This window comes from Streptomyces sp. Da 82-17 (genome assembly GCF_046098215.1).
GTDB lineage: Bacteria > Actinomycetota > Actinomycetes > Streptomycetales > Streptomycetaceae > Streptomyces.
In genome coordinates, this window is the sequence record NZ_JBJURH010000009.1 from 292828 (window position 1) to 313512 (window position 20685).

General features: G+C 72.7%; 15 protein-coding genes. 9 read left to right on the forward strand and 6 right to left on the reverse strand.

The window, feature by feature from the left end; genetic code table 11:
- Positions 1-342: 342 nt before the first annotated feature.
- The 3 genes from ACIDOF_RS18520 to xdhC are packed head-to-tail and all read left to right on the forward strand — an operon-like array spanning position 343 to position 5043.
- Positions 343-1824: a xanthine dehydrogenase small subunit gene (locus tag ACIDOF_RS18520; RefSeq protein WP_409007005.1), complete on the forward strand. Its 1482-nt coding sequence runs from the start codon at positions 343-345 to the stop codon at positions 1822-1824.
- Entirely contained in the window at positions 1821-4229 is a 2409-nt protein-coding gene (xdhB, locus tag ACIDOF_RS18525) for a xanthine dehydrogenase molybdopterin binding subunit (protein WP_409007006.1), read from the forward strand. Before ACIDOF_RS18520 ends, xdhB begins: the two co-directional genes overlap by 4 nt.
- Before the next feature lies 1 nt (position 4230).
- Positions 4231-5043 (forward strand): xanthine dehydrogenase accessory protein XdhC, encoded by an 813-nt coding sequence (gene xdhC, locus ACIDOF_RS18530; protein ID WP_409007007.1) that lies wholly within the window; start codon positions 4231-4233, stop codon positions 5041-5043.
- A 36-nt stretch (positions 5044-5079) separates the two neighbouring features.
- Here the strand turns inward: xdhC and ACIDOF_RS18535 are convergent, their stop codons facing one another.
- The 3 genes from ACIDOF_RS18535 to ACIDOF_RS18545 all read right to left on the reverse strand — a co-directional run bounded on the left by ACIDOF_RS18535 (position 5080) and on the right by ACIDOF_RS18545 (position 7649).
- Positions 5080-6117 (reverse strand): HEAT repeat domain-containing protein, encoded by a 1038-nt coding sequence (locus tag ACIDOF_RS18535; protein ID WP_409007008.1) that lies wholly within the window; start codon positions 6115-6117, stop codon positions 5080-5082.
- Between the two features lie 182 nt (positions 6118-6299).
- The gene (locus ACIDOF_RS18540) at positions 6300-6917 is read right to left on the reverse strand and encodes a HEAT repeat domain-containing protein (protein WP_409007009.1); all 618 of its coding nucleotides are present in this window, start codon (positions 6915-6917) and stop codon (positions 6300-6302) included.
- 54 nt (positions 6918-6971) lie between these two features.
- Positions 6972-7649: a FadR/GntR family transcriptional regulator gene (locus ACIDOF_RS18545; protein WP_409007010.1), complete on the reverse strand. Its 678-nt coding sequence runs from the start codon at positions 7647-7649 to the stop codon at positions 6972-6974.
- A gap of 93 nt (positions 7650-7742) precedes the next feature.
- Between ACIDOF_RS18545 and ACIDOF_RS18550 the strand changes: the two genes are divergently transcribed.
- The 6 genes from ACIDOF_RS18550 to ACIDOF_RS18575 all read left to right on the forward strand — a co-directional run bounded on the left by ACIDOF_RS18550 (position 7743) and on the right by ACIDOF_RS18575 (position 14217).
- On the forward strand, positions 7743-8957 hold the full coding sequence (locus ACIDOF_RS18550) for an amidohydrolase family protein (protein ID WP_409007011.1): 1215 nt from the start codon (positions 7743-7745) through the stop codon (positions 8955-8957).
- An 86-nt stretch (positions 8958-9043) separates the two neighbouring features.
- Positions 9044-10648 (forward strand): ABC transporter substrate-binding protein, encoded by a 1605-nt coding sequence (locus ACIDOF_RS18555; protein WP_409007012.1) that lies wholly within the window; start codon positions 9044-9046, stop codon positions 10646-10648.
- The gene (locus ACIDOF_RS18560) at positions 10645-11574 is read left to right on the forward strand and encodes an ABC transporter permease (protein WP_409007013.1); all 930 of its coding nucleotides are present in this window, start codon (positions 10645-10647) and stop codon (positions 11572-11574) included. The genes ACIDOF_RS18555 and ACIDOF_RS18560 overlap by 4 nt, the downstream gene beginning before the upstream one ends.
- On the forward strand, positions 11571-12446 hold the full coding sequence (locus ACIDOF_RS18565) for an ABC transporter permease (protein WP_409007014.1): 876 nt from the start codon (positions 11571-11573) through the stop codon (positions 12444-12446). The genes ACIDOF_RS18560 and ACIDOF_RS18565 overlap by 4 nt, the downstream gene beginning before the upstream one ends.
- Complete coding sequence (locus ACIDOF_RS18570) at positions 12443-13432, forward strand: ABC transporter ATP-binding protein (protein WP_409007015.1); 990 nt, start codon at positions 12443-12445, stop codon at positions 13430-13432. Before ACIDOF_RS18565 ends, ACIDOF_RS18570 begins: the two co-directional genes overlap by 4 nt.
- Before the next feature lie 11 nt (positions 13433-13443).
- The gene (locus tag ACIDOF_RS18575) at positions 13444-14217 is read left to right on the forward strand and encodes an ABC transporter ATP-binding protein (RefSeq protein WP_409007016.1); all 774 of its coding nucleotides are present in this window, start codon (positions 13444-13446) and stop codon (positions 14215-14217) included.
- Positions 14218-14677: 460 nt separating this feature from the next.
- Here ACIDOF_RS18575 and ACIDOF_RS18580 read toward each other — a convergent pair whose 3' ends face one another.
- The 3 genes from ACIDOF_RS18580 to ACIDOF_RS18590 are packed head-to-tail and all read right to left on the reverse strand — an operon-like array spanning position 14678 to position 20623.
- A complete protein-coding gene (locus ACIDOF_RS18580; protein WP_409007075.1) occupies positions 14678-17509 on the reverse strand; it encodes an NHLP bacteriocin export ABC transporter permease/ATPase subunit in 2832 nt (943 codons plus the stop codon).
- 25 nt (positions 17510-17534) lie between these two features.
- On the reverse strand, positions 17535-19820 hold the full coding sequence (locus ACIDOF_RS18585) for an NHLP family bacteriocin export ABC transporter peptidase/permease/ATPase subunit (RefSeq protein WP_409007017.1): 2286 nt from the start codon (positions 19818-19820) through the stop codon (positions 17535-17537).
- Positions 19817-20623: an HlyD family efflux transporter periplasmic adaptor subunit gene (locus tag ACIDOF_RS18590; RefSeq protein ID WP_409007018.1), complete on the reverse strand. Its 807-nt coding sequence runs from the start codon at positions 20621-20623 to the stop codon at positions 19817-19819. The genes ACIDOF_RS18585 and ACIDOF_RS18590 overlap by 4 nt, the downstream gene beginning before the upstream one ends.
- Between the last annotated feature and the right edge of the window lie 62 nt (positions 20624-20685).

Below are 20685 nucleotides of genomic sequence, written 5' to 3' on the forward strand. Positions count from 1 at the left end.
CCACCGAAGGAGGCGACCAGCGGATGAACACCTGCTCTGATCTCGGTCGCCTCGCCCAGCGCACCGCCTGGGTCCCGGGGCGGATCGCGCACGGCTGCTGACCAGCCTCTCTCCCGCGTGCCCCGCTGCGGCACGCGCCGGCTCCCGCGGCGCCCCCGCGGCCACTGCCGGCACTTCTCTTTGCGTCATCTCCCTTCCGGCACCTCGCTGACGCGTGCCGTTCCGGGCCCCGCCGCCCCTCCCGCGGCGCGGCCGGACAGCGGTGCGTGCGCTCACAGAAAGCTGCCCGACCTTGGCGAACACAACGAACCGACCCGCCGCACCTCGAAGCGAGGGTCTGGCATGACGGCGCGGATCACGGTCAACGGACAGGACACCCCGCTCGCGCCCGCCGCGCCGCACACCACCGTCCTCGACTTCCTGCGCGAGCGCGGCCTCACCGGCACGAAGGAGGGCTGCGCCGAGGGCGAGTGCGGGGCCTGCTCGGTCCTGGTGGCCCGGCCCGGCGTGGACAAGCCGACCGACTGGGTGGCCGTCAACGCCTGCCTGGTCCCGGCGGCCGCGCTCGACGGCCAGGAGGTCGTCACCTCCGAGGGCCTCGCCACGGCCGCCCAGGACGGCGCCGCCCTGCACCCCGTGCAGGAGGAGATGGCCGTACGCGGCGGATCCCAATGCGGTTACTGCACGCCGGGGTTCGTGTGCAGCATGGCCGCCGAGTACTACCGGCCCGGCCGCTGCGCGCACGCCGACACGGACACGGGCGCGGGCACGGACACGGGCGCGGACGCCGCCGACGCCGAGCACGGGCCGAACGGCTTCGACCTGCACGCGCTGAGCGGCAACCTGTGCCGCTGCACCGGCTACCGGCCCATCCGCGACGCCGCGTTCGCCGTCGGCACGCCGGACGACGCCGACCCGCTCGCGCAGCGCCGCGAACAGGCCCCGCCCGCACCCGTCGCGACCCGGTACACGCAGGGCGACGCCGAGTTCGTACGCAAGGACACCCTCGCCGAGACGCTCGACGTGCTGCGGGAGCGGCCCGACGCCGTGGTGGTCGCCGGGTCGACCGACTGGGGTGTCGAGGTCAACATCCGCTCGCGCAGGGCGAGTTGTGCCGTGGCCGTCGACCGGCTGCCCGAACTGCGGGAGCTGCGTGTCGAGTCGAAGCACATCGAGATCGGCGCCGCGCTGACGCTCACCGAGATCGAGCGGCGCCTCGACGGCCAAGTCCCGCTCCTGGCCGAGCTGTTCCCGCAGTTCGCGTCCCGGCTGATCCGCAACGGCGCCACCCTCGGCGGCAACCTCGGCACCGGCTCGCCCATCGGGGACAGCCCGCCGGTGCTGCTCGCCCTGGAGGCGTCGCTCCTGCTCGCCGGGGCGGACGGGGAGCGGGAGGTGCCGCTCGCCGACTACTTCACCGGCTACCGGCAGAGCGTGCGCCGGCCCGGCGAGCTGATCCGGGCGGTGCGGGTGCCGCTGCCGCTGTCGCCGGTCACCGCCTTCCACAAGATCGCCAAGCGGCGCTTCGACGACATCTCCAGCGTCGCCGTCGCCTTCGCGCTCGACGTCCAGGACGGCGTCGTACGCAAGGCCCGCATCGGCCTCGGCGGGGTCGCCGCCACGCCGATCCGCGCCCTGGCCGCCGAGGCCGCCCTGGAGGGCGAGCCGTGGACGGCGCAGACCGCCCAGGCCGTGGCCGCCGTGCTGCGGGCCGAGGGCACGCCGATGAACGACCACCGGGCCAGCGCCGAGTACCGCTCCGCGATGCTCGGGCAGAGCCTGCTGAAGCTGTACGCGCGAACCACCGAGGCGGTGTCGTCATGAGCCAGTTGTCCGAGCGGCCCGAGAAGTCCGTCGTCGGCGTACCGATGCCGCACGAGAGCGCGAGCCTGCACGTCACCGGCGCCGCCCTCTACACCGACGACCTGGTCCACCGCACCAAGGACGTGCTGCACGCCCACCCCGTGCAGGTCATGAAGGCGCACGGCCGGATCACCGCCCTGCGCACCGAGCGGGCACTCCGACTGCCGGGCGTGGTACGGGTGTTGACCGGCGCCGACCTGCCCCCGGGCGGCGTCAACGACGCCGGTATGAAGCACGACGAGCCGCTCTTCCCCGACGAGGTCATGTTCCACGGGCACGCCGTCGCCTGGGTGCTCGGCGAGACGCTGGAGGCGGCCCGGCTCGGCGCGGAGGCCGTCGAGGTCGAGCTCGACGAGCTGCCGTCCGTGGTCACGCTGCAGGACGCGATGGCCGCCGACAGCTACCACGGCGCACGGCCCGTGATGCTCACCGGCGACGTCGAGGCCGGGTTCGCCGACTCCGCGCACGTGTTCAGCGGCGAGTTCCAGTTCTCCGACCAGGAGCACTTCTACCTGGAGACGCACGCCGCGCTCGCGCAGATCGACGAGGCGGGGCAGGTGTTCGTGCAGAGCAGCACCCAGCACCCGTCCGAGACGCAGGAGATCGTCGCGCACGTCCTCGGCCTGCACAGCCACGAGGTGACCGTGCAGTGCCTGCGCATGGGCGGCGGCTTCGGGGGCAAGGAGATGCAGCCGCACGGCTTCGCCGCGATCGCCGCGCTCGGCGCGAAGCTCACCGGCCGGCCTGTGCGGCTGCGCCTCAACCGCACGCAGGACCTCACCATGTCCGGCAAGCGGCACGGCTTCCACGCCCGCTGGAAGATCGGCTTCGACGCCGACGGTCGCATCCGCGCCCTGGACGCCACCCTCACCGCGGACGGCGGCTGGAGCCTCGACCTGTCCGAGCCGGTGGTGGCCCGCGCGCTCTGCCACATCGACAACACGTACTGGCTGCCCAACGCCCGCGTCGAAGGCCGCATCGCGAAGACCAACAAGGTGTCCAACACCGCGTTCCGGGGCTTCGGCGGGCCGCAGGGCATGCTCGTGATCGAGGACATCATGGGCCGCTGCGCCCCGCTGCTCGGCCTCGACCCGATGGAGCTGCGCGAGCGCAACTTCTACGCGAAGGGCCAGTCCACGCCGTACGGGCAGGAGGTCACGCACCCCGAGCGGATCACGGCCGTGTGGCGCGAGGTGCAGCAGAACGCCGGGATCGCGGAGCGGCGGCGCGCGATCGCCGCGTACAACGCCCAACACCCGCACAGCAAGCGGGCGTTGGCGGTGACCGGGCTCAAGTTCGGCATCTCGTTCAACCTCACCGCCTTCAACCAGGGCGGCGCGCTCGTGCTGATCTACAAGGACGGGTCGGTCCTGATCAACCACGGCGGTACGGAGATGGGGCAGGGCCTGCACACCAAGATGCTGCAGGTCGCCGCGACCTCGCTCGGCATCCCGCTGCACAAGGTCAGGCTCGCCCCGACCCGCACCGACAAGGTCCCCAACACCTCGGCCACGGCGGCGAGTTCGGGCGCCGACCTGAACGGCGCGGCCGTGAAGAACGCCTGCGAGCAGTTGCGCGGCAGGCTGTTGCAGGTCGCCGCCACGCAGCTCGGCGCGAGCGCCGCCGACGTCCGGATCGTCGACGGGGTCGCGCGGGCGCTGGGCAGCGACAAGGAGCTGGCCTGGGACGACCTGGTGCGCACCGCGTACTTCCAGCGGGTGCAGCTGTCCGCGGCCGGGTTCTACCGGACCGAGGGGCTGCACTGGGACGCCAAGTCGTTCTCCGGCACCCCGTTCAAGTACTTCGCGCACGGGGCCGCGGCGACCGAGGTGGAGGTCGACGGGTTCACCGGCGCGTACCGCATCCGGCGCGTCGACATCGTGCACGACGTCGGCGACAGCCTCTCGCCGCTCATCGACATCGGCCAGGTCGAGGGCGGATTCGTGCAGGGCGCGGGCTGGCTGACCCTGGAGGACATGCGCTGGGACACCGGCGACGGGCCGCAGCGCGGCCGGCTCCTCACCCAGGCGGCCAGCACGTACAAGCTGCCCAGCTTCTCGGAGATGCCCGAGGAGTTCCACGTCACGCTGCTGGAGAACGCGAGCGAGGAGGGCGCCGTGTACGGGTCGAAGGCCGTCGGCGAGCCGCCGCTGATGCTGGCGTTCTCGGTTCGCGAGGCGCTGCGGCAGGCCGCGGCAGCGTTCGGCCCGGACGGCGCGAGCGTCGAACTGGCCTCGCCCGCGACGCCGGAGGCGGTGTACTGGGCGGTCGAGGCGGCGCGTGCCTCAAGTGCCTCTGCTCGTAAGGGTGTTGCCGATGCTTCCTCCGGTTCGGCGGCGCGTGCCGAAGCGCTGAGCGGTGCCTGACATGACGTGGGTCGCCGCGGTCGCGCGGTTGCGGGCGCGTCGGGAGGCCGGCGTGCTCGTGACCGTCGCGACCGTACGCGGCCACGCCCCGCGCGAGGCAGGAGCGAAGCTCGTCGTGGGGCGGGACGAGACCTGGGGGTCGATCGGCGGCGGCAACGTCGAGGCCGTGTCGATCGACCGGGCCCGCGAGATGATCGCCGCCGGCGCGCCCCAGCCGGAGCTGGTCGAGTTCGCCCTGAACGACAAGGTGACCAACCAGCACGGCGTGCAGTGCTGCGGCGGCACGGTTCAGGTGCTCCTCGAACCGCTGCCCGTGGTGCGGGCGGTGGCGGTGTTCGGGGTCGGGCACGTCGGCCTGGAGCTGGCGCGGATCCTCGCCCGGCACGACCTCGACCTGCATCTGGTCGACAGCCGCGCCGACATGCTCACCGAGCGGCGGCTCGGCGTACTCGCGGACTCGGTGGCGCAGGTGTACCCGCATCACACGCCGCTGCTGCCCGAGGAGGTCCTCGAACAACTCCCGCACGGCACCCATGTGTTGATCATGACCCACGACCACGCGGAGGACGCCGCGCTGTGCGACGCGGCGCTGCGCACCGACCACCTCGGTTCCGTCGGGCTCATCGGGTCCGCGGCGAAATGGGCGCGGTTCCGGAAACGGCTCGCCACGGAGGGCGGACACGACGACGCGACCATCGACCGCATCAAGACACCGATCGGGCTCCCGGAGATCGCGGGCAAGGACCCGGCGACGATCGCGGTGAGCGTGGCGGCGGATCTGCTGCGGGGGTTCGAGGAGGGGGAGGCTCGCTGAGCCGCCTGCCGGGCGGTGCGTCGGTGCGTCGGTGGCTCAGTGCGGCTCGCGCCTGCTGAGCAGGTACTTCGCCGTCAGGGCGACCGCCGGGTCCTCGTCGTACGACAGGTCCGTGAGGGCGCGTACGGCCGTCTCGCCCGGGATGTCCGCCAGGGCCTGGGTGAGGCGGCCGCGGGCTGCCGGGGGTGTGGCGGGGTGGGCGAGGCGGTCGACGAGGAGGGTGGCGATGGGGCCCGCCGTCGGGGCGTCGTCCGCCAAAACGGTCAGGGCGTCCGCCGCGTCCGTGTCGTTGCGGCCGTCCACGACCATGTCGACGAGCGTCGGGATCGCCTCGGCCGCCCCTTGCGCGCCGAGGGCGAGCGCGGCGTGGGCGCGTACCGCCGGGTCCGGGTGGGCGAGGGCCTCGCGCAGGTGCGGGGTGGTGTGGGCGGCGGGGAGCTCGGCGAGGGTCTGGACGGCTCGTCGTCGTACGGCCGGGTCCGGTGAGGCGAGTGCTGCGGCCAGCAGGGCCGGGGCTTGCGGGGCTTCCGAGGCGTCCGGGGCTTGTGGGGCTTCGGTGGTGTGGGCGAGGGCCCAGCGGAGGGCACCGGCTACGTTCGTGTCCGCCTCGCCCAGGACGGCTTCGACTAGGGCCTCGGCCGGTACGGGGATGTCCGCGGCGGACGACAGGGCCGCGCGTTGCCGGGCGTCCGTGCTCGTCGAGCCGAGGGCCTGGAGGAGGGCGACGACATCGAGTACGTCCTCCCAGGCGGCCGGTTCCGCGGCGTCGATGCGGCGCAGCCGGGTCAGCAACTCGGTCTCGGCGGCGATGCGTTCACGGGTCTGGCGGATCAGGTCCTCGACGAGGGCGCTCGGGGTGAAGGCCGGGTCGTCGAGGGCTCGGCCGATCTCGCGGAGGGAGAGGCCGAGGGTGCGGAGGGACTCGATGTGGAAGATGCGGCGGATGTCGGTGTCGGAGTACTCGCGGTAGCCCGAGCTCGTGCGGTCGGTCGGGGTCACCAGGCCGAGGGATTCGTAATGCCTGAGCATGCGGGCGCTCACGCCTGAGCGGCGGGCTACTTCGCCGATGCGCACGGGGGGTCCTCTCGGGGGTGGGGGAGTGGTGGCCGTCGGGGTGGGTGCGGGGTGGGGGTCCATTGTTGTTCCCCCACCCCGCCCCTTCCCGAAAGACCTGCGGTCGGCCGCTTGTTCTGCGGCTGCCGCGCCGTCGTGGCCGGTCGCGCAGTTCCCCGCGCCCCTGGGTCGGGGCTTCGCCCCTATTTGGCTATGTGGTGTTCGAATTCCGCCTCCGGGTTGTGCAGGAGGTGTTCCGTCGCCTCGGCGTGGGCCCGTACCGGTGGCTCGGGGGAGGTCTTCGCCTTGTGCAAGTACGGGACGATCAGGGGTCCCAAAGACACGAGGGCTCTGCTCAGGCTTCGTCGGGTTTCCCTTGTGCCGCGGGCCAGTTGGGTGGTCAGGAGGGCCGCCAGGTCCGGGTGGGACTCCTCCGGGGTCAGCAGGGCCGCCGCTCGCCAGGCCGTGCGGGCCACCTCGTCGTCGGGGTCCGTGAGCAGGGACGGGGTGATCGCCGGCCAGACGCTCCGCTCGCCGAGCTTGGTCAGTGTGTGCAGGGCCTGGCTGCGGGCCTGGGCGTGCGGTGAGCCGAGCTCGTCGAGCACCCTCGGCAGGGTCAGGGACACCGGGTGCCGGGTGAGCGCCCACGTCAGCATGTCCCGTACGAAGAACTCCGGCTCCACCGCGCAGCGTTCGACCAGCACGGCGACGTAGCGGGGGTGCGGGGTCGAGCCCGCCGCCATCGTGGCCCGCAGTCGGACCGATGCGCGGTCGTCCGTCATGCCGCGCAGGGTGCGTTCCTCCGTCGTGGTCGTCGTCATAGGACCACCTCCTCGGAGCGCAGTACACGGGTTGTCACCGTGTCAAGGTCAAGATCACGCTCCTGGGGCTCCCGTCGTCGCGTCCAGGATCGACAGGGCGATCGCCGTCGCCGTCGTCGGGTCCTTGCTCTCGATCGCCGCGTACAGCTCCTCGTGGGACGTGTCGTTGCGGGCGATGGTGTGCTCCATGCACTGGTCGCCCTTGATGCTGTCGCGCAGGGCGTCGCTCATGCCCTGGTAGAGATCGCGCAGTACGGCGTTGTGCGCGGCCTCGGCGATCCGCAGGTGGAAGTCCACGTCCGCGTCGGCGAACGCCTCCACGTCCGCCCGCGCGCTCGCCGCCGCCCTGCGGTCCAGGGCCTCGCGCAGCGCCCGCAGGTCCTCGTCCGTGCGCCGGGTCGCCGCGAGGCGGGACGCGACCAGGTCCAGGCCCCGGCGTACGTCCATGACGTCCGACGTGCCCGCGTCGTCGAGGCGGCGGCGGAGCGCGACCTGGGCCTCGTCCGTGGCGGTCACGAACGTGCCGTGGCCCTGCCGGGTCGTCAGCAGGCCCGCGTGCACCAGGACCCGGACGGCCTCGCGGACCGAGAGGCGGCTGACCTGGAGCATCTCGGCGAGCCGGGTCTCCGAGGGGATCTTGTCGCCGAGCTGCCAGGTGCCCCGGGCGATCTCCTGGCGCAGCTCGGCGATCACCCCGTCGACCAGCGACGGCGCGCGCTCCACGTTTTTCATGCTCTCCAACCTCTTCTCTGGTCATCAGAGGACCTGATAACTCTAGCGTCAGTTCGCCGCTGTTCCGTTTCGGACAAGGAGCCGTTCCGCCCCATGACGCACGTCCTGTTCACCTCGGTCCGCCTGCACGGCACGGGAGTTCACGACCTCCTCGTGTCCGACGGGCGGGTCGCCGCCGTCGATCCCGCCGCCCTCCCGGAGGGCTGCACGACCGTCGATGGCGCCGGCGGGCTCGCGCTGCCCGCGCCCGTCGACGCGCACATCCACCCCGACAAGACGACCTGGGGGCAGCCCTGGCTCAGCCGCACGCCCGCGGCCACCCTACGAGACCTGATCGACGGCGAAGTGGCCGCCCGCGCCACCTTCACGGCGTCCGTCGAGGAGCGCGCCGGCGCCCTCATGGACCGGGCCGTCGCCCGCGGCACCCGGGCGATGCGCGCCCACGTCGACGTGGCCCCCGCCTACGGCCTCGACAACGTGCACGGCGTACGTGCCGCAGCCGCGCGGCGGGCCGGCCTGCTCGACGTGCAGATCGTCGCCTTCCCGCAGCTCGGCCTGCTCAGCGCCCCCGGCACGACCGAACTCGTCGAACAGGCCCTGGACGAGGGCGCGGACATCGTGGGCGGGCTCGACCCGGTCGGCGTGGACGGCGACCTGCACGGCCAGCTCGACTTCGTCTTCGGCCTGGCCGGGCGGACCGGCGCCCCCGTCGACATCCACCTGCACGACCGCGGCCCGTCCGGCCTGGCCCAGGTCGCCGAGATCGCCCGCCGCACCACCGCCCTCGGCATGGCCGGACGCGTCACCGTCAGCCACGCCTTCTGCCTCGCCGAGCTCGAAGGCGCCGAACTCGCGCGCACGGGCGAGCAGTTGGCCGACGCGGGCGTCGCCGTGACGACCTGCGCCCTGGGCGCCGACCCCGTCGTGCCGTTCGGGCCGCTCACCGCGCGCGGCGTGCGGGTCGCCGCCGGGTCGGACGGCATCCGCGATCCGTGGACCCCCTTCGGCGACGGCGACATGATCAACCGCGCGCATCTGCTCGCGTACCGCACCGACGCCCGTACGGACGCCGAACTCGCCGCCTGCTACGAGCTCGTGGCGCACGGCGGGGCCGCGCTGCTCGGGCTCGAACAGTCCGGCCTTGAGGTCGGCGACCCCGCCGACTTCGTCGTCCTCGCCGCCGAGACCGTCGTCCAGGCCGTCGTGGACCGCCCCCTTCCCCGCCTCGTCGTACGCGGCGGCCGTGTGGTCGCCCGCGACGGCCGGCTCGCCGACACCGGACCGCTCGTCGAAAGGGTTCCGAGATGACCGACCGTCATATCCCAGGCCGCCCGAGCCGCCCGAGTCGTACCTCCGGTGCACGCCGCCCCGGCCGCCGCACCGCCCTCCGTACCGTGCCCGCCGTCGGGCTCGTCCTCGCGCTCGCCGCCTGTTCGTCCGGCGTGCAGGACACGGGGGAGAAGGGCGGTGCGCCCGCGAAGCTCGACCTGAAGACCAGCACCCCGGCCGCCGCCAAGGGCCTCGACAAGGTCACCTGGAACCTGCCGTACGAGCCGCAGACGCTCGACCCGATCCGGTCCTTCAACTACGCCGAGAACACGGCCCTTTCCAACATGTGCGAGAGCCTGCTGCGGCTCACCCCCGACTTCGAGATCAAGCCGGGGCTCGCCGAGAAGGCCGAGAACCCGAACCCCACCACCTGGGTCTACACGCTCCGCGACGACGTCACGTTCTGGAACGGCGACAAGCTGACCGCCGAGGACGTCGAGGCCAGCCTGCGCCGCCACCTCGACCCGGCCCTCGGCACCTGGTGGGGCGACTACTTCCACACCGTGAAGTCCGTCGAGGCCACCGGCCCCCTCCAGGTCACGGTGAGACTCAAGCAGCCCGACGTGCTGTTCAACCAGGCCATGGCGACCGCCGCCGGAGCCGTCGTACAGAAGGAGTTCCTCGACAAGGCCGGGAAGAGGCTCGGCACCCCGTCCCGCGGCGTGATGTGCACCGGGCCGTTCGCGTTCAAGAGCTGGAAGTCCGGCGACTCCCTCACCCTCGTCCGCCACGAGGCGTACTGGGACGAGGAGTTGAAGGCCAAGTCGAACTCCCTCGACCTGCGGTTCATCGCCGACGAGACGACCGCCGTCAACGCCCTGCGCTCCGGCGAGGTCGACGGGCAGTTCTTCTACCTGCCGCCCGCCGGGCTCGGCCAGCTGAAGAAGTCCAAGACCGGCTCCGTCACCCTCGGCCGCTCCCTCACCTTCTGGGCGCTGCTCGGCTCCGCCGAGTCCGGCCCGTACGCCGACCCGAAGGTGCGCCGCGCGCTGTCGCTCGCCCTCGACCGGGCGGCGATCTCCAAGGTCGTCTTCCAGGACACCGCCGCCCCGCAACGCGCCCTCACCGGCAGCGACTACTGGGGCTACGCCCGCGACACGTACGAGGAGGCCCACGACAAGTTGCCGCCCGAGACCCCCGACCAGGCCGAGGCCCAACGCCTCCTCGGCGAGGCCGGCAAGCCGGACCGGCCGATCGTCATCGGCGTCCAGGGCAGCTCCGCGGTCCACGAGCAGACCGCCAACCTCCTCAAGGCCACCGGCGAATCCCTCGGCCTGCCCGTCGAGATCAAGGTCATCCCCGTCGAGCAGTACGGCAACCTCTACAGCGACCCCAAGGCCCGCAAGGGCGTCGACGCCTTCCTCAGCACCTGGTACGGCAACGTCCCCGACCCGCTCGACGTCTACACCGTCTTCCTCAAGGGCGGCCGCACCAACTTCAACGACTACCGCGCCGTCGACGCCGACATCAAGCAAGCCCGCGCCGAGTCCGACCCCGCCGCCCGCGCGAAGCTCGTCACCGGCATCCAGGACAAGGTCACCCGCGACGTCACCTGGATGCCCCTCAACAACCTGCCGGTCATCCTCTACATGAACGACCGCGTCACCGGCGCCGTCCCGTCCTTCCCGTACCTCTACTACCCGTGGGCCGCAGGGCTGGGGGCGAAATGAGCTTCCTGCTCCGCCGCCTCGCCGGCCTCGCCGTCGTCCTCGTCGTCGCCTCCTTCCTCGTCTACGGGCTGCTCTACCTCGTGCCCGGCGGCCCCATGGCCTTCCTCCCCGGCAACCGCAGCGGCACCCCCGAACAGATCGCCGCGATCCGCGAGCAGTACCGGCTCGACGACCCGTTCCTCGTCCGCTACCTCGGCTGGCTCGGCGACGCCGTCCAGGGCGACTTCGGCAGCTCCCTCGTCTACCGGCAGGACGTCTCCGCCCTGCTCATCGCCCGCGGCACCACCACCGCACTCCTCGTCGCGTACGCCACCGTCCTCATCGTCGCCGCCGGAGTCGCCGCCGGAACGGTCGCCGGGCTGAAGTCCGGGCGGGCCGACGCCGTGATCAGCACGATCGCGTCCGCCTGCCTCGCCGTGCCGACCTTCGTCATCGGCGTGCTCCTCGTCATCGTCTTCGCCCTCGGCCTCGGCTGGTTCCCTGTGTTCGGGCCCGGCGAAGGCGTCGCCGGGCGCCTCCACCACCTCACCCTGCCCGCGATCACCCTCAGCCTCGGCAGCGCCGCGTTCCTCGCCCGCATCACCCGCGCCTCCGTACGCGAGGAGCTGGGCCGCGAACACGTCGAGACCGCCCGCAGCCGCGGCCTCGCCGAACGGCACGTGGTGCGCCGGCACGTGCTGCGCAACGCGTCCATCCCCGTCGTCACCGTCACCGGCCTCACCGTCGCCTCGCTGCTCGCCGGCTCCGTCGTCGTGGAGAACGTCTTCGCCCTCGACGGCCTCGGCTCCCTGTTCGTACGGGCCATCCTGCAGCGGGACTTCGCGGTCGTGCAGGCCGTCGTCCTCGTCCTCGTCACCGCATTCGTCCTCGTCAACCTGGTCGTCGACCTGTGTTGCAAAGCCCTCGACCCGAGGCTGAGCCGATGACCGCAACAACCGACACGCTGGGATCCCGCCGGGGGCTCGGCCTCCCGCGCATCGCGCCCGCCCTGCGCAGGCTCGGGCCGCTCGGCGTCACCGCGGCCGCCCTGCTCGCCGCGATCGCCCTCACCACCCTGCTCGCCCCGGTCCTCGCGCCCTACGACCCCAACCGGCCCGACCTGTTCAACGCCCTCGCCGGCGCCTCCCCCGAGCACCCGCTGGGCGGGGACGCGCTCGGCCGGGACGTGCTGTCCCGCCTCATGTGGGGCGCCCGTACGACCCTCAGCGGGCCGCTCCTGATCATCCTGCTGTCCACCGTGATCGGCACGACCCTCGCCATCACCGCGGCCTGGGCGGGCGGCAAGGTCGACGCGGTCGTGTCCCGGCTGCTCGACGTGCTGTTCGCCGTGCCCGGCATCGTCTTCGCCCTCGTCGCCGTCGCCGTGCTCGGCCCCGGCGTCCCCGGCGTCGTCATCGGCCTCACCGTCGCCTACACCCCGTACGTGGCGCGCGTCGTGCGCGGCGCGGCCCTGCGGGAGCGGCGAATGCCCTACGTGGAGGCGGCCTGGGTGCAGGGCCGGTCGGCCGTCGGGATCTGCGTACGGCATCTGCTGCCCAACCTGCGGCCGCTGATTGTCGCGCAGTCCGTGTCCGCGCTCGGCTTCGCCGTCATCGACCTCGCCGCGATCTCGTTCCTCGGCCTCGGCGTCCAACCACCCACCGCCGACTGGGGGTTGATGGTCAAGAGCGGCCTCGACAGCGCCACCCGCGGCCAGCCCCTCGAAGCGATCGGCGCCGGACTCCTCATCGCACTCGTCGTCGCCGCCGTCAACGTCCTCGGCGACCGCATCGGCCGACAGGAAGGTGAACTCCGGTGAGTCTTCTCGATGTACGGGGGCTCGGCGTCGCCGTGCCCGCGCCCGGGGCCGCCGGACGCGACTGGCGCACGCTCGTCGACGGCGTCGACCTCGCCATCGGCGCCGGCGAATCCCTCGGGCTCGTCGGCGAGTCCGGCTCCGGCAAGTCCATGACCGCCCGCGCCCTGCTCGGGCTCACCCCGCCCGGCGCCCGGATCACCGGCGACGTCGTCTTCGACGGCAGGTCCGTGACCGGCATGAGCGGGCGCGAGCTGCGCGCACTGCGGGCCCGCCGGATCGCCATGGTCTTCCAGGACCCGCGCGCCCACATCAACCCCGTGCGCAGCGTCGGCGACTTCCTCACCGAGGCGATGGTCCTCGAACTCGGCCGCACCCCCGCCGACGCCGAGGCCCGGGCGGTACGGCTCCTCGCCGACGTCGGCATCCCCGACGGCGCCCGGCGGCTGCGGCAGTACCCGCACGAACTCTCCGGCGGCCTGCTGCAGCGCGTCATGATCGCCTCGGTGCTCGCCGTCGAACCCGACCTGATCCTCGCCGACGAACCCACCACCGCCCTCGACGTCACCACCCAGTCCGAAGTCATGGCGATCCTCGACGAGTTGCGCCGCGAACGCGGCACGGCGATGCTCCTCATCACCCACGACCTGGCCCTCGCCGCGGCCACCTGCGACCGGCTCGCCGTCATGTACGCCGGGCGGATCGTCGAGACCCAGACGTCCACGGCCCTCACCGCCACGCCCCGGCACCCGTACACGTCGGGCCTCATGCTGTCCCGGCCGAGCATCGACATCGTCGTCCACCGGCTGCCGGTCATCCCCGGCCGACCCGTCGCCGCGTACGAGAGCGGGGACGGCTGCGCCTTCGAACCGCGGTGCGCGCACGCCGAGGCCCCCTGCCGGGAGCGGCGGCCCGACGTCCAGGAACTGTCCGGGGCGCGCGTGGCGTGCGTACGGGCCGGAGAACTCACCTTGCAGGGGGACGCGTGAACGGCGTTGTGGTGGAAGCGACAGGACTGCGCAAGGAGTTCGGCGCCGCCGTGGCCGTCGACGACGTGTCGTTGACGCTGGAACGCGGCCAGTCCCTCGCCGTCGTGGGGGAGTCGGGCTCCGGGAAGACCACGCTCGCGCGGATGCTCGTCGGACTGGAGACGCCCTCGGGCGGCACCGTCCGGGTGTGCGGGCGGGAACGGAAGACAGGGCGGGTCTCGTCGGCGGAACGGCGGCGTCGGGCGAGGGAGATGCAGATCGTGTTCCAGGACCCGTACTCCTCGCTCGACAAACTCCAGCGCATCGGCGCCGTCATCGAGAACAGCCTCGACCTGCACTTCCCGCTCACGCCGGCAGAACGGCGGACGCGAGCCGGGGAGTTGCTGGAGGCGGTCGGGCTCAGCGGGCGGCACGCCGGGATGCTGCCGCGGCAACTGTCCGGCGGGCAGCGGCAGCGGGTCGCGATCGCGCGGGCACTCGCCGTCGAGCCGGAGGTGCTGGTGCTCGACGAGGCGGTCGCGGCACTGGACATGTCCATCCAGGCGCAGATCCTGAACCTGCTGGCCGACATTCGCGAACGGCGCGGGATCAGCTATGTGTTCATCTCCCACGACCTGGCCGTGGTGCATCAGATCAGTGAGGTGGCCGTGGTGATGGCCGGGGGGAAGGTGGTCGAGCGAGGGGAGACGGGGGAGGTGTTGCGGGCGCCGAAGGAGGCGTATACGCGGGCGTTGCGGGGGGCGGTGCCGCGGGCGGGGTGGAGGCCGAGTCGGCGGGCCACGTGAGTCTTCCCCTCCCCGCCCCTTCCCGAAGTCCTCAGCGGACGGCTCCGGGTGCTGCGCCCCCGGGCCCCCGCTTTTCGGGGCTCCGCCCCGGACCCCGGGGCCGTCGTTCGGCTTCCGGCCGCCGGTGGCTGGTCGCGCAGTTCCCCGCGCCCCTGTCGGGGCACGCTCCTGGCCCCTCGGGCCGGTGTCCGGCTGCTGCGCCGTCGTGGCTGGTCGCGCAGTTCCCCGCGCCCCCGACGGGGGCCCTCCCAGCCCCCTCGGCCCGTCGCCCGGCTGTTCCGTCGTCGGTGGCCGCTCGCGCAGTTTGCCGCGTCCCTTGAGGGGCCTGCTCGCCCGTGCAATTCAGCCCCTCCGGCGTTTGAGGAGCGGGGGTTCGGGGGCGGAGCCCCCGGGGCTGTCCGCAGGACTTTCGGGAAGGGGCGGGGTGGGGGAGAAGGAACAGCCCCAGCCCCGCCCGACCTCACTGCATCTGGCGCCGGACCAGTTCGTGCAACCTGCCGTTCGTGTCCGCCAGCAACTCCGCCGGGGGCCCCTGTTGGACCACTCGGCCCTCGGACATGACGATCACCCGGTCCGCGCCCAGGACCGTGGAGAGGCGGTGGGCGATGACGACGCGGGTCGCGTTCAGGGTGCGGGTGCTGTCCATGACCGTGCGCTGCGCCTCGTTGTCCAGGGCGCTCGTCGCCTCGTCGAAGAACAGGACCCGCGGGCGCCGGATCAGGGCCTGGGCGATCATCAGGCGCTGGCGCTGGCCGCCGGAGATCGCGCCGCCGCCGGAGATCATCGTGTGCAGCCCCATCGGCATGCGCTTGATGTCCTCCGCGAGCCCCGCCATCGCCGCCGCCTCCATCGCCTCCTCCTGCGTGAACGCCTCGGCGCCGCAGATGCAGTCCAGGATCGAGCCGGTGAGCGGCTGCGCGTTCTGCAGCACGACACCGCACTGCCGACGCACCGCCGCCTGGTCGAGCGCCGCCAGGTCCTGGCCGTCGTACAGCACCGTGCCCGACACCGGCTCGTCGAAGCCGATGAGGAGGCGGAGCAGGGTCGATTTGCCGCAGCCGCTCGGGCCGACGACCGCCACGAACTCGCCCGGTCGGATGGACAGGGACACGTCGTCCAGGACCAGCGGGCCGTCGTCCGCGTACCGGAAGGACAGGCCGCGGGCCTCGATCCCGCCCTGCAGCTCGCCCGGCTGGGCCGTACCCGTGCGGACCTCGGGTGCCTCGTCGAGGACCGGCTTGATCTGCTCGAACATCGGCAGCACCGCGGCCGCCGACAGCAGCGCGCCGGTCAACTGCGTGACGGAGGTGAGGAGCATCGTCACGGCCGTGCTGAACGTGAGGAACTCGCCCGCCGTCAGCGTGCCGCTCGCCGGGCCCGCGAGGAGCATGAACATCACGAGCGTGCAGAGGGGGAGGTAGACCGCGTTCAGGACCGTCGTGACGTTCTTGATGCGGCCGGCCTTCTGCTGCAGTTCCCTGCTGCGCGCGAACTCCCCGGCCCACGCCGCGTACGCGAAGCTCTCCGCACCGGCGACGCGCAGCTTCGGCAGTCCGCGCAGGGTCTGGAATGCCTGGTTGTTCAGCTTGTTGCCGAGCTCCACCAGGCGCCGCTGCCAGCGCAGTTCCCACAGGCCGAGAGTGAGGAAGACCGCTGCGATCACCGCGAGCATCGCCATCGCCGCGAGGGCGAGCGGCACGCTGTAGAGGAGCAGGAGTACGACGTTCATCGCGCCGATGGACGTCGCCTGGAGGGCTACCGGGCCGATGCCCGACAGGACTCTGCGGATCGCGCTGACGCCCATCGCCGCGCTCGCCAGCTCACCCGTCGAGCGGGACGCGAAGAAGCGGGTCGGCAGGCGCAACAGGCGGTCCCAGACGGCCGGTTGGAGCGCGCTCTCCATCCGGCCCTCCATCCGCAGCACGGTGAGGTTCTGCAACAGCATGAACGCCGCCGACACGATCCCGGCGATCATGACGGCCACGGCGACCTGCACGATCAGGCTCTTCTCCGCGTTCGGCACGAACACGCCGAGCACCTGCCCGGTCGCGATCGGCACCAGCGCGCCCAGGACGACCGTCACCAGCGAGGCGAGCCCCAGGTTCCGTACGTCGCCGCCGCTGCCGCGCAGGCTGAACAGGGCCAGCCGCCACGGCGTCAACGGCCGGTCGGGCAGCGGCCGGTAGAACATGACGCCCCGCGGCTCGAACTCGTCCGCGTTGGACTTGTCGACCCGGGTGCGCCGCCCCGACGTCGGATGCACCGACTCGTACCCGCCGCGCCGCCACAGCAGCGCCACCGGGGTGCCGCTCGCCGCGCGGAAGCCGACCAGCGGGCCCGCGTTCTCCCGCCACCAGCTGCCGGCGAGCCGCACGGGCCGGGTGCGGACCTGCGAGGCCACCGCGATCTGCTCGACCGGGTCGATCCGCTCGCTCACCGCGCCGCCGTCCGCCGGGTCGGTCAGCGTGATGCCGCCCGCCTCGGCGACGAGCCGGCACGCCGCGAACGTCGCGTCCCGGCCCGCGGCCGTGTCCGTACGCCGTGAACTCCGCCTGCCCGAACGGCCGATGGAGGCGATGAGGGTGCGGTCGGCCTCCTCACGGACGTTCTCGCCCGCCTTGATGCCGGCCGCCGCCCGGTCCTCGTGGGCCTGCTCCTGGCGCTCGATCCAGCGGTCGAGGGTGGACAGCAGGCGGTACTGCTGGTTGACCATCCGCTGCCACATCGCGGGGTCCACGAGCAGGTCGCCGGTGGCCTCCTGGCTGTACGCGGCGCCGTACTGCACGCTGCCCGGCACGACCGGCATCCACAGGATCTCGTCGTCGGCCACCACGTCGTCGCCGATGCCGCGGCCGTCCAGCGGCGCCTCGAAGAGCACCCGGTGCCCGCGCCCGATGCCGAGCGCGAAGGCGTGCTCCAACAGGCTGAGGGCCTGGTCCTGGGTGTCGTACTGGCTCGGGTAGTGCTGCTCGTACGCCCAGGTGTCGCCGTGGTCGGGGACGTACAGCTCGCGCAGCGGGATGCGGCGCAGCTCGCAGCCCTGCAACGGGCGGCCGACCAGGGTGTGCTGCGGGCCCTCGACCGGGCCGAGGAGGAGGGTGCCGGGTTCGAGGCGGCCGAGGTAGTGCCAGTGGCCCTGCTGCACCGCGTCGACCGCGAACAGGTCGAGGGCGCCGGCCACCACGTACCACAGGACCTGCGGGCCTTCGAGGTGGATGCTGCTCAGGCCGGTGCAGTCGGCGGGCGTGCCGAGGGCGCCGAAGGCCCCGGCGACCGGGTCCTGGGCGTACATCTGCTGTTCCGGTACGGAGGTCACCTCAGTGCTCCTTGACCAGGTTCGCGTAGGCGCCGCCCGCGGCGACCAGGTGCTCGTGCCGGCCGCGTTCGACGACCTGGCCGTGGTCGAGGACCACGATCTCGTCGCTGTCGCGGACCGTGCTGAGCCGGTGCGCGATGACGACGCAGGCGCAGCCGCGGCGGCGCAGGTTGTCGATGACGGTCTGCTCGGTCTCGGCGTCCAGGGCGCTGGTCACCTCGTCGAGGACGAGGATGCTGGGGCGGCGCACCAGGGCCCGGGCGATCTCCAGGCGCTGGCGCTGGCCGCCGGAGAAGTTCCGGCCGTCCTGCTCGACCCGGCCGTGGATGCCGCCGGGCCTGCGGGCCACGATGTCGTACAGGCAGGCGTCCTGGAGCGCGGCGACGACGGCCTCGTCGGGGATCGACGGGTCCCACAGGGCCACGTTGTCGCGGACCGTGCCCTCGAAGAGGAACACGTCCTGGTCGACGAACGAGACGGACGCGGAGAGCGCGCCGCGCGGGATGTCCTCCAGACGCTGCCCGTCGATGCGGATGGTGCCCTCCCACGGGCTGTACAGGCCCGAGATGAGCCGCGACACGGTCGACTTGCCGCTGCCCGAACCGCCGACGAGCGCGACCTGTTGGCCGGGCCCGACGGTCAGGTCGAAGCCGTCGAGGAGCGGCTTGTCGAGCGGGCTGTAGCCGAACGTGATGTTCTCCAGCGTGACGTGGCCCTTCAGGCGGCGCGTGCTGGCGGGCGGCTCGGGGCGGGAGTACAGGGAGTCGACGGGGAAGTTCTCGACGTCCTTGAGGCGGGCCACGTCGGCCGCGAAGTCCTGGATGCGGCCCGCGACGCCGTTGAGCCGGGTGATCGGCGCGGTGAACCGGGTCACGAGCGCCTGGAACGCGACGAGCAGACCGATCGACAGATGCCCGTCGACCGCGCGCAGGCCGCCGATCCACAGGATCAGAGCGCTGTTGAGCGTCGCGAGCGTCGGCGCGACGATGCCGAGCCAGGCGCTGGGCACGCCGAGCTTCTGCTGCTCCTCCAGGGTGGTGGCGTGCTGCCCGGCCCACCGCCGGAAGTAGCCGTTCTCGCCGCCGGTGGCCTTCATCGTCTCGATCAACTGCAGGCCGGTGTACGAGGTGTTGGTGAGCTTGGCGCTGTCGGCGCGCAGCTTCTGTGTGCCCGTCGCGCGCAGCTTGATCACGACGCGCATGGCCACGATGTTGAGCAGCGCCAGCCCCACCCCGACGAGGGTGAGCTGCGGGTCGTACGTCCACAGCAGGGCCGCGTAGAGGAGGACCACGATGCCGTCGACGGCGGTCGCCGTGAGGTCGCGGGCCAGGGTCTCGGCGACCGCGTCGTTGGAGGCGAGGCGCTGCACGAGGTCGGCGGGGCTGCGCTGGGCGTAGAACGTGACGGGCAGCCGCAGGAGGTGGCGCAGGAAGCGGGCGCTGCCGAGCGTGGAGGAGATGATCCGGCCGCGCAGCAGGTTGGCCTGTTGCAGCCAGGTCAGCACGACGGTGAGCGCCACCATCGCCCCCATCGACGCGAACAGCGCGCCGAGCAGCGAGGTCTGATGCTCGATCAGGAACAGGTCGATGTACGTGCGGCTGAGCGCGGGCAGCGCCGCGCCGACGGCCACGAGCAGGAGGCTCGCGAGGAGCGCGGCGAGCATCGTGCCGGTGGTGCCGCGCAGCCGGGCGGGCAGGGCCTTCATCACGCCGGGCCTGCGGCCGCCGGGACGGAAGTTCTCGCCGGGTTCGAGGACCAGGACGACTCCGGTGAAGCTGGTGTCGAAGTCCTCGGCGGGTACGAAGCGGCGGCCCTTGTCGGGGTCGTTGATGAACACGCCGCGGCGGCCGAAGCGGCGCCCGGTGCCGTCGTACACGACGTAGTGGTTGAACTCCCAGAACAGGATCGCGGGCGCCTTGACCTCGGCGAGGGCGGCGGGCTCCATCTGCATGCCCTTGGCGGTGAGGCCGTAACTCCGGGCCGCCTTCAGGACGTTGCTGGCCCGGGAGCCGTCGCGGGAGACGCCGCAGGCGATGCGCAGCTCTTCGAGCGGGACGTGCCGGCCGTGGTGCGCGAGGACCATCGCGAGGGCGGCGGCGCCGCACTCGACGGCCTCCATCTGCAGCACGGTGGGCGTGCGCACGGTACCCGGCCGCTTGCCCTTCGACGCGGGGCGCGGGGCGGCGCGGCGGCGGCCGCGCTGCGGGGGCTCGGGGCGGTGGCGGCGCCGGCCGCCGGGCGGGGGCAGCTGCTGCTGGTGCGCCGGGGAGGGGGGTGGTGCGGTCACGGAAGCAGCCAATCGATCGGGCGCTGCTCGGCGAGGTGCAGGGCGCCGGTGGCCGGGGTCATCGAGGCGAGCGCGAACGGCGGGCCGCCCGCGGTCGACCAGGTGTACCCGGTCTTGGTGGTGTCGCTCTTCTGGAGCTTCACGAGGACGGCGACGGGCGGGCCGCTCTTCGTGAACTGCCCGGCGAGTTCGACGTCGCCGAGGAAGGCGGCGATCTTCTGCCGGGTCTGCGCGGCGCGGCCGACGGCCTGCACCTTCCCGCGGACCGTGCCGTACTCCTGGGAGGGCACGGACTGCACGGAGACGTCGACGGACGCGCCGAGCGGGACGGTGGCGGCGCTCTCGGCGGGGACGTACAGCATGGCGAGCAGCGGGTCGTCGGGGCGTTCCATGCGCTCCAGGGTCGCGACGTCGGCGCCGGTGGTGACGACGGTGCCGATGCGGGCGACGAGGGTGCTGACGCGGCCGGCGGCGATGGCGCGAACGACCTTGTAGCCCTGGTCGGTTCGGACCTGCAGGACGGGCGCGCCGGCGTCGAGGCGCTTGCCCTCCTCGGCGAGTACGCGGGTCACCTGGCCGGTGACGGGGCTCTGCAGGACGTAACTGCCCTGGCCGTGGGTGAGGATGCCGGGGGCGCGGAGCGTCGAGGGGACGGACCCGGTGACGGCCCAGACGCTCGCGGCGGCCATGACGACGAGGGTCACGGCGAGGACGAGCAGGCCCTGCGGTCGGGCGTAGCGCACCGGTACGTCGAGTTCCTCGGGCGACTGCAGCTTGGACAGGGCCTGTTGGCGGAACTGCACGGGACGCTTTCCTTACTGTGCCGGAGCCCGAACCGGGGCCTGGGCCCGGGTTCGAGCGGGTG

Coding starts and splice junctions, on each gene's coding strand:
- ACIDOF_RS18520 (WP_409007005.1), top strand. CDS start 343: ATGACGGCGCGGATCACGGTCAACGGACAGGACACCCCGCTCGCGCCC.
- xdhB (WP_409007006.1), top strand. CDS start 1,821: ATGAGCCAGTTGTCCGAGCGGCCCGAGAAGTCCGTCGTCGGCGTACCG.
- xdhC (WP_409007007.1), top strand. CDS start 4,231: ATGACGTGGGTCGCCGCGGTCGCGCGGTTGCGGGCGCGTCGGGAGGCC.
- ACIDOF_RS18540 (WP_409007009.1), bottom strand. CDS start 6,917: ATGACGACGACCACGACGGAGGAACGCACCCTGCGCGGCATGACGGAC.
- ACIDOF_RS18545 (WP_409007010.1), bottom strand. CDS start 7,649: ATGAAAAACGTGGAGCGCGCGCCGTCGCTGGTCGACGGGGTGATCGCC.
- ACIDOF_RS18550 (WP_409007011.1), top strand. CDS start 7,743: ATGACGCACGTCCTGTTCACCTCGGTCCGCCTGCACGGCACGGGAGTT.
- ACIDOF_RS18560 (WP_409007013.1), top strand. CDS start 10,645: ATGAGCTTCCTGCTCCGCCGCCTCGCCGGCCTCGCCGTCGTCCTCGTC.
- ACIDOF_RS18565 (WP_409007014.1), top strand. CDS start 11,571: ATGACCGCAACAACCGACACGCTGGGATCCCGCCGGGGGCTCGGCCTC.
- ACIDOF_RS18580 (WP_409007075.1), bottom strand. CDS start 17,509: ATGTACGCCCAGGACCCGGTCGCCGGGGCCTTCGGCGCCCTCGGCACG.